The 13,049-nt window shown below is 63.6% G+C and carries 14 protein-coding genes and 1 tRNA gene; 7 read left to right on the top strand and 8 right to left on the bottom strand.

What is annotated here, in order from left to right; genetic code table 11:
* Positions 1-60: 60 nt before the first annotated feature.
* The 4 genes from glpX to DPM35_RS12655 form a co-directional block, all read right to left on the bottom strand.
* Positions 61-1,044, bottom strand: coding sequence for a class II fructose-bisphosphatase (gene glpX, locus DPM35_RS12670; protein WP_112127807.1), 984 nt, complete (start codon positions 1,042-1,044; stop codon positions 61-63).
* Positions 1,045-1,228: 184 nt separating this feature from the next.
* Complete coding sequence (locus DPM35_RS12665; RefSeq protein WP_112127586.1) at positions 1,229-2,542, bottom strand: homoserine dehydrogenase; 1,314 nt, start codon at positions 2,540-2,542, stop codon at positions 1,229-1,231.
* 43 nt (positions 2,543-2,585) lie between these two features.
* Entirely contained in the window at positions 2,586-3,803 is a 1,218-nt protein-coding gene (locus DPM35_RS12660) for an LL-diaminopimelate aminotransferase (protein ID WP_112127585.1), read from the bottom strand.
* 48 nt (positions 3,804-3,851) lie between these two features.
* Entirely contained in the window at positions 3,852-4,259 is a 408-nt protein-coding gene (locus DPM35_RS12655) for a hypothetical protein (RefSeq protein WP_181592001.1), read from the bottom strand.
* A gap of 97 nt (positions 4,260-4,356) precedes the next feature.
* On the opposite strand from DPM35_RS12655, the gene phaC reads away from it, so the two are divergent.
* The 4 genes from phaC to DPM35_RS12635 all read left to right on the top strand — a co-directional run bounded on the left by phaC (position 4,357) and on the right by DPM35_RS12635 (position 8,295).
* Positions 4,357-6,192: a class I poly(R)-hydroxyalkanoic acid synthase gene (phaC, locus tag DPM35_RS12650; protein ID WP_112127584.1), complete on the top strand. Its 1,836-nt coding sequence runs from the start codon at positions 4,357-4,359 to the stop codon at positions 6,190-6,192.
* Positions 6,193-6,518: 326 nt separating this feature from the next.
* Entirely contained in the window at positions 6,519-7,691 is a 1,173-nt protein-coding gene (locus DPM35_RS12645; protein WP_245431516.1) for a YcbK family protein, read from the top strand.
* Between the two features lie 151 nt (positions 7,692-7,842).
* Positions 7,843-7,917, top strand: a tRNA-Glu gene (locus DPM35_RS12640).
* 168 nt (positions 7,918-8,085) lie between these two features.
* The gene (locus DPM35_RS12635; protein WP_146767943.1) at positions 8,086-8,295 is read left to right on the top strand and encodes a hypothetical protein; all 210 of its coding nucleotides are present in this window, start codon (positions 8,086-8,088) and stop codon (positions 8,293-8,295) included.
* A gap of 107 nt (positions 8,296-8,402) precedes the next feature.
* Here DPM35_RS12635 and DPM35_RS12630 read toward each other — a convergent pair whose 3' ends face one another.
* On the bottom strand, positions 8,403-8,690 hold the full coding sequence (locus tag DPM35_RS12630; RefSeq protein ID WP_245431515.1) for a hypothetical protein: 288 nt from the start codon (positions 8,688-8,690) through the stop codon (positions 8,403-8,405).
* Between the two features lie 196 nt (positions 8,691-8,886).
* Here DPM35_RS12630 and DPM35_RS12625 point away from each other — a divergent pair, with 196 nt between their 5' ends.
* A complete protein-coding gene (locus DPM35_RS12625; RefSeq protein WP_112127580.1) occupies positions 8,887-9,573 on the top strand; it encodes an aspartyl/asparaginyl beta-hydroxylase domain-containing protein in 687 nt (228 codons plus the stop codon).
* 76 nt (positions 9,574-9,649) lie between these two features.
* Here DPM35_RS12625 and DPM35_RS12620 read toward each other — a convergent pair whose 3' ends face one another.
* From DPM35_RS12620 to DPM35_RS12610, 3 genes are all read right to left on the bottom strand, one after another.
* Entirely contained in the window at positions 9,650-9,949 is a 300-nt protein-coding gene (locus DPM35_RS12620; RefSeq protein ID WP_112127579.1) for a DUF982 domain-containing protein, read from the bottom strand.
* A gap of 212 nt (positions 9,950-10,161) precedes the next feature.
* A complete protein-coding gene (locus tag DPM35_RS12615) occupies positions 10,162-10,398 on the bottom strand; it encodes a hypothetical protein (protein ID WP_112127578.1) in 237 nt (78 codons plus the stop codon).
* Between the two features lie 112 nt (positions 10,399-10,510).
* On the bottom strand, positions 10,511-10,906 hold the full coding sequence (locus tag DPM35_RS12610) for a hypothetical protein (RefSeq protein WP_146767942.1): 396 nt from the start codon (positions 10,904-10,906) through the stop codon (positions 10,511-10,513).
* A 171-nt stretch (positions 10,907-11,077) separates the two neighbouring features.
* Here DPM35_RS12610 and map point away from each other — a divergent pair, with 171 nt between their 5' ends.
* Positions 11,078-11,905 carry a type I methionyl aminopeptidase gene (gene map, locus DPM35_RS12605; RefSeq protein ID WP_112127576.1) on the top strand — a complete coding sequence of 276 codons (828 nt, stop codon included), beginning with the start codon at positions 11,078-11,080 and terminating at the stop codon, positions 11,903-11,905.
* A 302-nt stretch (positions 11,906-12,207) separates the two neighbouring features.
* Positions 12,208-13,044: a GGDEF domain-containing protein gene (locus DPM35_RS12600; RefSeq protein ID WP_112127575.1), complete on the top strand. Its 837-nt coding sequence runs from the start codon at positions 12,208-12,210 to the stop codon at positions 13,042-13,044.
* Positions 13,045-13,049 lie beyond the last annotated feature (5 nt).

The following is a 13,049-nucleotide window of genomic DNA, read 5'->3' as shown; positions in this document are numbered from 1 at the left end:
CGGGGATAAGTGTGGAAGGTCCTTCCCCGGAACGCCTCGGTGGCGCTCAAGTGGGCGAAATCAGAACTTATCCAGATCCTGGTGGCGCGCCTTGATCTCGCGCACCGTGCGCGAGGACGAGCGCAGCACGATGGTGTGGGTGGTGATGAAGGTGCGGCCGAACTTCACCCCGTCGAGCAGGTTGCCGTCGGTGACGCCGGTCGCCGCGAACAGCACGTCGCCGCGCGCCATGTCCTGGGCGCGATAGACGCGCTTCGGATCGGAAATGCCCATCTTTTCGGCGCGCGCCACCTTCTCCGGCGTGTCGAGGATCAGCCGGCCCTGCATTTGCCCGCCGATGCAGCGCAGCGCGGCCGCGGCCAGCACGCCTTCCGGCGCGCCGCCCGTGCCGAGATAGATGTCGATGCCGGTCTCGTCAGGGTCGGTTGTGTGGATGACGCCAGCGACATCGCCGTCGCCGATCAGCCGGATCGCCGCACCCGTGGCGCGCACGGCGTCGATCAGCTTGGCGTGACGCGGCCGGTCGAGGATGCAGGCGGTGATGTCGGACACGCCTACGCCCTTGGCCTTGGCCAGGTTGGCGAGGTTCTCGGCCGGCGAAGCGTCGATGTCGATCAGGCCTTCCGGATAGCCGGGGCCGATGGCGATCTTGTCCATATAGACGTCGGGAGCGAACAACAGGCTGCCTTTTTCCGCGATGGCAATGACCGCAAGCGCGTTGGGCAGGTTCTTGGCGCAGATCGTGGTGCCTTCCAGCGGATCGAGCGCGATGTCGACCGCCGGGCCTTTGCCGGTGCCGACCTCCTCGCCGATATAGAGCATGGGCGCCTCGTCGCGCTCGCCCTCGCCGATCACCACCGTGCCCTTGATGGCGAGGCGATTGAGCTCTTGGCGCATTGCGTCGACCGCCACCTGGTCGGCAGCCTTCTCATCGCCGCGCCCGCGCAGCCTGGCCGCCGCGACGGCGGCCCGCTCGGTGACGCGCACCACTTCCATGGTGAGGATCCGGTCGAGGCCGGCAGCGATGTTCTGGGCGATGTTCATGGATGGGCATTCCTCGTTGCTGTTTGCGTCGAGCAATCCCAGAACGGTTGAGCTCCGGAATTGCTCCGCCTCCCGCCAGAGGCGGGCTTCTTCTGGCAAAGCTCCATGACAACGGCAAGACTTGGCCCGTCATTTTTCGAAATGACAGCAAAATCAATCGATTGAAGACGGAATCGGACCTGACTTATTCCGCCCGCTCGATGCGGATCACTTGCGGCTTGTCGGTGAGATGACCGTCCTTGGTGATGCCTTCGACCGCCTTGCGCACTGCCGCTTCCGTCGTCTCGTGCGTGACGAGGATAACCGTCTTCTGCGCCTGCGTTTCCGTGCCGGCCGCCTGCTGTACAATCGATTCCAGCGAGATGTCGTTGTCGGCCATGCGCTTGGCGATGGCAGCGAAGACACCGGTGCGGTCATGCACGGTAAGGCGGATGAAGTAGCCCCCCGCATGGCTGCGCATCTGCGCCTTCTTGTAAGGCTTCAACTCCTTCGCCGGCCAGCCGAACACCGGAGCGTGCTGGAAGCCGGGTCGGCTCTTGGCGATGTCGGCAATGTCGCCGATCACCGCCGAGGCGGTGGCGTTGCCGCCGGCGCCTGGACCGGAAAGCAGAAGCTCACCCAGAATGTCGGTCTCGATCGCCACCGCATTGGTGACGCCATGCACCTGCGCGATGACGGACGCCGTCGGCACCATGGTTGGGTGGACGCGCTGCTCGATGCCGCTGTCAGTGCGCTGCGCGACGCCCAGCAGCTTGATGCGGTAGCCGAGATCGGCCGCCGCGCGGATGTCGGCCTGGGTGATGTTGGAGATGCCTTCCATATAGATGTCGTTGGCCGCGATCTTCGTGCCGAAGGCAAGGCTGGTCAGGATCGACAGCTTGTGCGCCGTGTCGTGGCCTTCGATGTCGAAGGTCGGATCGGCCTCGGCGTAGCCCAGCCGCTGCGCGTCCTTCAGGCAGGCATCGAACGAAATGCCCTCGGCTTCCATGCGGGTCAGGATGTAGTTGCAGGTGCCGTTGAGGATGCCGAAGACACGCGTCACCGCGTTGCCGGCCATCGCCTCGCGCATTGTCTTGATGACCGGGATGCCGCCGGCCACCGCCGCTTCGTAATTGAGCAGCACGCCCTTCTTCTCGGCGATCTCGGCAAGCGCCACGCCATGCTTGGCAAGCAGGGCCTTGTTGGCGGTAACGACATGCCGGCCCGCCTCGAGCGCCGCCTTCACCGCCAGCCGCGCCGGCCCTTCGTCGCCACCGATCAGTTCGACAAAGACGTCGATGTCGGCCTTTTCGGCCAGCTTGACCGGATCGTCGAACCATTTCGTGGCGCTGAGATCGATGCCGCGGTCGCGTTTCTGATCGCGGGCGGAAACGGCCGTCACGACGATGTCGCGGCCGCATTGGCGGGTGAGCTCCGCCGCCTTGTCGCGCAGCACGCGCGCCACCGAGGCGCCAACCGTGCCGAGGCCGGCAATTCCAACACGCAACGCTTCAGCCATGTCCGGCGACGCCCCTCAAAGATTCCATAGATATAAGGCAGACTCAGCGCCGAGCGGCGAGCGGCACCACATTGTTGGGCTGCTTGGCGGTCGATGCCAGGAAGCGCTTGATGTTGCGCGCGGCCTGACGGATCCGGTGCTCGTTCTCGACCAGCGCCACGCGCACATAATCGTCGCCGTGCTCGCCGAAGCCGACACCCGGCGCCACCGCGACATCCGCATGCTCGATGAGCAGCTTGGAGAATTCGAGCGAGCCGAGATGGCGGAACTGTTCCGGGATCGGCGCCCAGGCGAACATCGAGGCCGCGGGCGCGGGAATGGTCCAGCCGGCGCGACCGAAGGAATCGACCATCACGTCGCGCCGCTTGTGGTAGACCTCGCGCACCTCCTCGATGTCCGAGCCGTCGCCGTTCAGCGCATGCGCGGCCGCCACCTGGATCGGTGTGAACGCGCCATAGTCGAGATAGGACTTCACGCGTGTCAGCGCCGCGATCAGTCGCTCGTTGCCGACAGCGAAGCCCATGCGCCAGCCCGGCATGGAGAAGGTCTTCGACATCGAGGTGAACTCGACGCAAATATCCATCGCACCCGGCACCTGCAGCACCGAAGGCGGCGGATTGCCGTCGAAATAAATCTCGGAATAGGCAAGATCGGACAGGATGATGATGTCGTTCTTCTTCGCGAAGGCGACCACGTCCTTGTAGAAGTCGAGCGAGGCGACCAACGCCGTCGGGTTCGACGGATAGTTGAGGATCAGCGCCAGCGGCTTCGGGATCGAATGGCGGATACCGCGCTCGACCGCCGGGATGAAGCCGTCATCGGGCTCGACCTGCAGCGAGCGGATGACGCCGCCCGACATGATGAAACCGAAGGCATGGATCGGGTAGGTCGGGTTGGGGCACAGGATGACGTCGCCGGGCGCGGTGATCGCCTGCGCCATGTTGGCGAAGCCTTCCTTCGAACCCAGCGTCGCCACCACTTGCGTGTCGGGGTTGAGCTTCACGCCGAAGCGGCGGGCATAGTAATTGGCTTGGGCGCGGCGCAGGCCCGGAATGCCGCGCGAGGACGAATAGCGATGCGTGCGCGGATCGCGCACCACCTCGCACAATTTGTCGACGATGGCTTTCGGCGTCGGCAGGTCCGGATTGCCCATGCCAAGGTCGATGATGTCGGCGCCGCGCGAACGGGCGCTGGCCTTCAGCCGGTTGACCTGCTCGAACACGTAAGGCGGAAGCCGGCGGACCTTGTGAAATTCTTCCATTGGAGTTCCAGACGATCGAAGATGGCGCTTTCGGCGCGCGATATAAACCTAATTGCAGTTAGGGTCGAGGGTCGGGTCGCATTTGCCCTCGATCTGTTTCAGCGTGTCGTCGCCATGCGTCTTGGCAAGCGTCTTCAGCGCCGCGGAATTCGTCGGCGCCTTGACGCTGCCGCCCTTGGCATTCTGTGCCTGCTGCTCGGCCTTGAGCTTGGCGAGGTTCGCCGCGGTCTCCTCCTTGGTGAGCTGCTTGGCGGCCACCTGCGGCGGGATGTTGAGGTTCGGGTAAGAGCCGGTGTCTTTCGGCCCCTCGGTCACGGCCATCGGCGCCGTATTGCTCGGGCTGGTGCTCGTGCAGCCGCCGGCGGGCAACAGCACGCCGACCAACCCGGCCAGGACCGCCTTGCGGGAGATCGAACCCGGCCTGAGAAAAAAAGTCCCGCCAACATTAATCGTCATATTGTTTTCCTGGCAGCCGGGTTACAGCGAATTGGACCCGGTCAGATGTCCCATGGTAATATGTCAAGAAAACGCTCCGGGAGGAACCCCGCGGACCATGTCCAAACCTGACGATTCGGACAAAGCGGAAAATGGCGGACCTTCCGCCATCGAGCAATATCTGGTGAAGGATCCCGAGCGCTTCGCCTTGAACATGGCGCGCATGATCGAGCAGGCCGGCAAGGCGGCTTCCGCCTGGACCGAGCCGCGCGAGAAGGGTGAGGTACGCGATCACGTCGCCGAGCCCGTCGTCGACATGGTCAAGACCTTCTCCAAGCTCTCGGAGTACTGGCTTGGCGACCCGCAGCGCGCGCTCGAAGCGCAGACGCGTCTGTTCGCCGGCTATATGACTGTGTGGGCGAACGCCATCCAGAAGGTCAACCCCAACACCGAGGCGCCTCCGGACGCGGTTCAGCCCGAGCGCGGCGACAAGCGCTTCCAGGACCCGGAATGGGGCCGCAACGCCTTCTTCGATTTCCTCAAGCAGGCCTATCTCGTCACCTCGCGCTGGGCGAACGAGCTCGTGGAGCACGCCGAGGGCCTGGACGAGCACACCCGCCACAAGGCGAGCTTCTACGTCAAGCAGGTGTCTAACGCGATTGCGCCGTCGAACTTCATCCTGACCAATCCGGAGCTGTTTCGCGAGACTGTCGCCTCCAACGGCGAGAATCTGGTGCGCGGCATGAAGATGCTGGCCGAGGATATCGCCGCCGGCCGCGGCGACCTGAAGTTGCGCCAGGCCGACTATACGCCCTTCGAAATCGGCAAGAACATCGCCACCACGCCCGGCAAGGTCATCGGCCGCAGCGATGTCGCCGAGATCATCCAATATGATCCCGTGACGGAAACGGTGCTGAAGCGCCCGTTGCTGATCTGCCCGCCATGGATCAACAAATTCTACATCCTCGACCTCAACCCGCAGAAATCCTTCATCCGCTGGGCGATCGAGCAGGGCCACACGGTCTTCGTCATCTCCTGGATCAACCCCGACGAGCGCCACGGCGCCAAGGGTTGGGAAGCCTATATCCGCGAAGGCCTGCAATACGGTCTCGACATGGTGGAGAAGGCGACCGGCGAGAAGGAAGTCAACGCCATCGGCTATTGCGTCGGCGGCACGCTGCTTGCCGCCGCGTTGGCGCTGCTGGCGCAGGAAGGCGACCACCGCATCAAATCGGCCACCTTCTTCACCACGCAGGTCGACTTCACCTATGCCGGCGACCTCAAGGTCTTCGTCGACGAGGACCAGGTCGCCGCCGTCGAGCGCTCGATGAGTGAGAAGGGCTATCTTGAAGGCACCAAGATGGCCACCGCCTTCAACATGCTGCGCTCGGGCGACCTGATCTGGCCCTATGTCATCAACAACTACATGCGCGGCAAGGAGCCCCTGCCCTTCGACCTGCTCTACTGGAATTCCGATTCCACGCGCATGGCGGCAGCCAACCACTCCTTCTATCTGCGCAACTGCTATCTCGAGAACAATCTATCGCGCGGCACGATGGAGCTTGCCGGCCGCACGGTGTCGCTGGCCGACATCACCATCCCGGTCTACAACCTTGCCACGAAGGAAGACCACATCGCACCGGCGCTTTCGGTGTTCCTGGGCTCACGGTTCTTCGGCGGCGACGTCGAGTATGTGATGGCGGGTTCCGGCCACATCGCCGGCGTCGTCAACCCGCCTGCCGCCCGGAAATATCAGTACTGGACCGGCGGCAAACCGGTGGGCGACTTCAACGCCTGGCTCGCCACGGCGCATGAGCATCCAGGGTCCTGGTGGACGCATTGGCAGCACTGGATCGAGAACCAGGACAACATCCGCGTGCCCGCCCGCAAACCCGGCAAGCATATGAAAACCTTGGGAGATGCGCCGGGCACCTATGTCAAGGTGCGCGTGTAACGGACTGTAATGTCTGGTGAGTTGACGGGCCGCCAAAACAGGGCGAAATGGTTGCGTCAATCGTGTCACGGCCTCAATTCGCCTTCAGACGCAGAATAAATCCGAGGCTTGCAGATTCGACACATGTCCCGTTTCCGGTTGGGAACAGGAGGGTTATCGCAGCGCGGTGCTGGAGTGGCGCGGCGATGACGGACCGACCGGATGCCGAGGGGGAATTTATTTTGAAATCAGTAGGTTGGCGTCTTGCACGAAGGGAAGGTCGCAGCATAGCGGCGGCGCTTTTCTCCGTGCTTCTGGCCTCCTGCACATCGACCGGCGATCCGACGATGTCGGTCGTTTCGCCCGCCTACAATTCAACCGCCACCGAAATGAGCGCGACAGCCGGCGCCAAGACGGCAACAACTGCCGATTCGTCGGCTCAGGCCGCATCCGCGACCACCGATGCGGCAGCGACCGTGATGGGCGAAGGCGACACGCCTTTGCCCGAAAAGGTCGCCTATGTGCCGGAGACGCGGCCGCAAGCCGCCTTCCCTGCCGTCGCGGTGCCCGCGGGCACCGCCGCGATTGCCGGCAATACACCGCAACCGCTGGTTCAGCCGACGCAAACGGCGGAACAGACGCAAGCCGTGGCCCAGCAGGTCGCCGCCGGCGATGCCGCCGCCATTGCCTCCAAGGCGCAGGCGACCACGCAGGCCATGAGCAACGGCGTCTATGTGACCGCGGGCGAGCCGCCGCAGCCGCAGGTCGCCGCGCCGAAGAAGAGCCTGTTTGCCTCGCTGTTCAGCACCACGCCGGCTTCGGCAGCGCCCGCGCCGCTGATCAATTCGCGCTCCGGCGACCAACCAGCGGCGCAGGCCAAGACCGCGACCGCCGCGCCGGCGCCCGCCAAGCCGATCGTTGAGCTGGCCTCTGCGACACCGGCCGCAAAACCGGTGCAGCTCGCCTCGCTCGACGACCCGAGCTATCACATCACCGGCGCCGATGCCCTCCCCGGCGTGCGCCAGACCGCGCTGTTCGAGATCAAGCGCAAGTCCGGCATTGACGACGAGAGCGATGTCGACCTGAACGAGGATGAGGGCGGCGGCGGTTCCTACCAGGTGGCCTCGGCCGCCGGCATGGCAAGGCTCGCGCCCAACGGCCTTCTGAAGCAGAACGAAAGCGTCGACGTAGCCTGCCTCAAGCCGTCGCTTGTGCGGGTGCTGAAAACGATCGAGGGCCATTTCGGCCGCAAGATGATCGTCACCTCCGGCTACCGCGACCCCTCGCGCAACCGCCGCGCCAACGGCGCCAAGAACTCGCTGCACATGTACTGCGCCGCCGCAGACATCCAGTTGCCCGGCGTCTCGAAGTGGGAGTTGGCGAGCTATGTCCGCTCGATGCCCGGCCGCGGCGGCGTCGGCACCTACTGCCACACCGAATCCGTCCATATCGACGTCGGCCCCGAGCGCGACTGGAACTGGCGCTGCCGTCGCCGCAGCGGCGGTGGGGAGGACGGTTGAGCCCGCCGGCCCCTCGGCTGCGTTCGCGCACACGAGCCACTTTTTCGCCCAAAGCCACGCGCTTCACGGCGCCGCGAAAAAAGTTGTCGCATGTGGCGGCAGATGGGTTGCCGGTTGGCAACAAGGCAATTATAAGCCGCTTCGTCTGAGCGCGCCCATCGTCTAGCGGTTAGGACACCGCCCTTTCACGGCGGTAACAGGGGTTCGATTCCCCTTGGGCGTACCAGTCTTGTCTCCCCTGAACAGCTGCAAATCCGGCACCTCGCGCTCCCCGCGCCGAAACGCGTCATTAACGGCGTTGTTGGGTGACGCATGGCGGCAGCGATCAGACGGTGTAGAGTTCTCCTTCGCCATGCGGATGAACCTGCTTCGCATAGCGCTCTTATGCGCGGCAATGACCGGCCTGGCTGGGTTGCAGCCCGTCCTCGCCGAGGATCAGCCTGTCCGGTCGAACGGCGACGCAGCGCAGCCGCCCGTTCATTGCCAGGGACAGAACTGCCTGCCGCCAAAGGACGATCCCGCCCTGGAGTGCAAGGGGCAGGATTGCACCCCGGCTCCGGTGACCAACCAGTCGGCAGGCCCGGAGATTAAGAAGGTCAAGTGAGAGGCAACGGGCGCCTTGTGCCGGAAATGGAATGCCGCCGCCCTCGCCAGGTCACGTTGACGCTCCAAAAAAGCAGGCATCGGGCAGAGCGAAGCGGCGAGCGCAGATCAATCCGGAACCATCGGCGCCGGCTCTTCGCACCGGTAGACCATGCACCGACCGTCACTGGCCGGAATATAGTCGACCATTGGCACATAGGGAGCATCGCACTCATTGCCGAACTGGCGGACATAGCGCTCATAGGTGTTCGCCCCGGTGGTCAGCACCACCGCATGCCGGCTCTGGATCAGCGCCTGGGTCTGCGCGCAAGTCATCTCGCGTGTGTCGGGCCTCGCATCGGCGAAATTCGTGGCGGCAACGATCATCGCTGCCGCGCAAAACGCTATCCTGGGCATGGTGGCATCCTCGCAAAGCATCGTATCGCCAAACTCGCACCTGGCGACGCCGCCCCGCAACGGTGGCGCGGTCACGATGCAGCGAGCGACGCTTGAAAGGCAGGGGAGGCTCCGCCTGTTGACAACCATACAAATTCCCGTGAGCCGTGGCCGCAAACAATATCCCACTATATAACAGCCTCGTTGAGGTAATGAGATGTCAGGCGCCTACGATCTCGGAACCAACCTGGTTCGCCGTATCTATGAAAAGCGCATAGATGCGCCGGCCATTCTTGACGCCGGCACGCATTTTCCCAATGCCGCGAAGTTCGCCGCCGCCTGGCAGGACATCCGCGATGAAGCACTCGCGGCAAAGCTGAACAAAGCGCCGCGTTTTCACGACATCATGCCGGAGCAGGCCGATATCTCAGCCAATGACGGTCTCGACTGGCGCATGTTCGTGCTCAAGGCCTATGACATGACAGTGCCGGAGAATCTCGCGCGCATGCCGGTTTTGAGCCGGCTGCTCACCGAATGCCCCGAAGTCAAGTCGGCGGCCGTCTCCTTCCTCGCCCCGCACAAGCACATCCCGCCGCACCGCGGACCATTTCGCGGCATCATGCGCTTTCACCTCGGCCTCGTCATTCCCAAACAGCCGGACGGCCGCCCGGCGACGATCATGATGATCAACCATGAGGAAAGGCGCATCGCCGATGGCGAATGCATGCTCTGGGACGACACGTTCGAGCACGAAGTCATGAACAACTCGGATCAGCCGCGCGTCGCTCTTCTGCTCGACGTGTGGCGTCCGCAAATGCCGCTGGATATGGAGATCCTGTCGCGCGTGATCGTGCGCGGCGTGCAGGTGGGAATGCGCTATCGGGGCGTGTCGTTCGGCGGCTGAACCGATTGCGGTCAGGGCCTTGTGCATGTCGCCCGATGACACGGTCTCGGGGGAACGATCTGGACGAAACAAAGACTCAGGCGCGCGCCTCGCGATGCGTCCCTGCCCTACGCTTGCCGGGAAACATCGCGTCCCTCGCCAGCAATCCGCTGACGCGGCAGAAGGTTGCAAACGCCCGGCATGCTTCCTCGGTGCTGGCCACGTCGACCGTCGCCCCGAAGCAGGCATTGAAGGCGGCTTCGTAGATCTTGCCCTGCCGGCGCTTCGGCCAATCCTGCAGGAAATCGAGCGCCTGCTCGACACTGTAGATTTCCTCGACCGGCAGGCCGGGCGCGGGCGCGATGCGCACCGGCACCTCAAATTGCAGTCTGTCCATTCCCTGTCTCCCGAACTGGCGCAGCCCCAGCAACGCCGCTCGATGTGAAAAGTTGCTTTGGCGGCCTTCTGACTCAGGAATGTGACCTCAGTGCGGTCAACAATCGGTTCACACATGCGTCGGGCCGGCGCCCGGCCAATCCGCGCAGGCCAGATGACAGGGCGACACAACCCGCGCCGCCCTGCCCTTGCTCTTTTCCCACGTCGTCGGCGCTACTGATTGGCCGGGTCCGTCTCCGCGTCATAGGCCATGCGGGTGACCACCATCAGCACATAGGCGGACGGCAGTGCGAAGATGGCGCCGAGCACGATCGCCGCCGTTCCTTCCATACGAAGGGTAGCGGCAACGGCCCAGTAGACGGTGCCGATGCAGATCACCGCCTGAATCGCCAGAAAGGAGGCTGCGGCGGCCGCACGGGTGAGTGTCTTGAATGTCTTGATGCGTTGCATTGAAGAAAATCCGAATTGATGCGCGCGCGACCGGCGGACGGCCGGCGGCCGTCGCCTGATCGCGACGCGAAGGAGTGTTTTGGTTTGAATGCCGCGCTCAGCGGCCAGGGGCTTATGCGGCGGGCGGTGCGCGTGGCTGGTTGGCGCGCGAGCCGGTTGCGCTCGCCGATACGGGCGTGATGCCCATTTCGGCTGGCAACGGCTGGCCGATAACCAGAAAATCGGCTGCGGGAGCAAGCGCGGCGGGATTACCGCTGGCGAGCTTTACGGGAAGCGGCCGGCTGGCCCGAACCTCGAGCGCCTGCGCCTTGCCGGAGGTCCTGAGCAACGCGATCGTATCGCCCTGGCGGGCGGCGCTGATGCTGGAGCCACCCTGGAGCGAGACGGCCGACGCGGAAATTCCGGCCTGGGCAAAGCCCAGCAACGCGAGCATCAGCAGCGCCATCAGGCCCGCAAAAGCGGTCCTTACCGGCAGTAGCTTCGATCTGTCGCGTTCAGGTGCCGTCAAGCCGATCTCCGGATACCAGAACCCGCCCTAACCCATGGGATGGCCAAAGGAAAGCCGCAATGGCCGCCGCAAACGCACTTCGTCCTTGAACCTTGCGGCTTCCGGTGCCAAATCTGGGGCAGATTTTGGCACTCGGCTCCCTTTGGCGCCAACGCCGGCAAACGGATAAAAATGGTTACCTATCTCGACGCCTCCACGGCCCCCCTTCGAAACACCGGCCAGATCCGCCTCTATGGCGAGGAAGGTTTTGCCGGCATGCGCAAGGCGTGCGATCTTACGGCGCGCTGCCTTGACGAGCTGGTGCCAATGGTCAAGCCCGGCGTGACGACGGAAACCATCGACCGCTTCGTCTTCGAATTCGGCATGGACCATGGCGCGTTGCCGGCAACGCTCAATTATCGCGGCTACACCAAGTCGTCCTGCACCTCGATCAACCATGTCGTCTGCCACGGCATTCCCGACAACAAACCGCTGAAGGATGGCGACATCGTCAACATTGACGTCACCTATATCCTCGACGGCTGGCACGGCGATTCCTCGCGCATGTATCCGGTGGGCACCATCAAGCGCGCCGCCGAGCGCCTGCTCGAAGTGACCTATGAATGCCTGATGCGCGGCATCGCTGCGATCAAGCCCGGCGCCCGTACCGGCGCCATCGGCGCCGCGATCCAGACCTACGCCGAAGCCGAGCGCTGCTCGGTGGTGCGCGATTTCTGCGGCCACGGCGTCGGCCAGCTTTTCCACGACGCGCCGAACATCCTGCATTACGGCACCGTCAATGAAGGCGTCGAGATGCGGCCGGGCATGATCTTCACCGTCGAGCCGATGATCAATCTCGGCCGACCGCATGTGAAAGTGCTGTCGGACGGCTGGACCGCGGTCACCCGCGACCGCTCACTGTCGGCGCAGTACGAACACACGATCGGGGTCACGGACACCGGCTGCGAGATCTTCACGCTGTCGCCGAAAATGCTAGACCGGCCTGGTTTGCCTGCGTAGCGCGCATTGGCATCAGAAAGTCCGGCGAACTCCCGGACCGCTACCAGGGTGCCGGCGCAATCGGCAATCTCGGTTCATTCATGCCGCGTTGAACAAGGCGTTACGCGAGTTGAGCAACGATTCCGCCTTGTGCACCGGATCGTCGCTGACAACTTCCATCCGCCTGGTACCGGTGCATAGCCAGACGCTTTGCATCAAGTACAGACAGATCGCGCTGCAAAGTGCACAGCTACCAAGGGTTGCTTACAAATTTACGGAATCCGGAAACCACCAGGGTAAGGAGGCTTTCCTACGCTTTCCGCATGGACAAGCTGCCCTCGATTTTCCGCGTCACATCAAACCGTCAGGTCGTTGCCCTGCTCTTGCTCATCACGGCGATAGCGGTCGCTGCTCCCGTCTTGTCGATCGCAACGGCGCTTGCCTTCGTGCCCACGCTGCCACTGCAGGCTTTCTGGGGTATCCTGTCGTTGGCGGCGATTATTCCACTGCTGATCGCGCCCCCTATCGCACTCGGGGCCCTGAGCATCCTCAGATTGCTCACTATCACGATTGATCGTCTCGACAATTGCGTCTGCTACGATCCGCTCACGGGTGCTCTATCCCGCGTCTATCTGCTGAACCAGATACGCGAACGGCTGGCGAGCGGCGGCTCTTTCCTGATGATCGACGCCGATCACTTCAAATCCATCAACGACACTTATGGGCACAATGTTGGAGACGAAGCTCTCAAATGCCTCGCCAAAGTTCTTAGAGACGCCCTGCCGCCCGAGGCACTGGTCGGACGGCTGGGCGGCGAGGAATTTGGGGCCTTTCTGCCGGCCGTGGGGAGCGATGAAGCAGGTCGGGCGGCGGAAAGCCTCTGCGAGGCGATGCGGCAATCAGGGAAGGTGATCGCCGGGCATACCATCAATCTTACGATCAGCATCGGTGTCGGCCGCCACCGTCCAGAAAACACGCTCGAGCAGACCATGAAACTCGCCGACGAGGCGCTCTATCACGCCAAGCGTTCCGGCCGCGACCGTCACCACATCAGTACTGCGGACGACGCAAGTGAGATAGTCGCTGCTGACCCGATCGCTCACAGCCCAGAGCGCCGCGGCCGGCGAGTTTCGATGCGCCTCGCACAAGCACATCGCTGAACATC

Source organism: Mesorhizobium atlanticum (genome assembly GCF_003289965.1).
GTDB classification, from domain to species: Bacteria; Pseudomonadota; Alphaproteobacteria; order Rhizobiales; family Rhizobiaceae; genus Mesorhizobium; species Mesorhizobium atlanticum.
The sequence above is the reverse complement of the archived record's forward strand: the minus strand, read 5'-3'. Positions and strand labels throughout refer to the sequence as shown.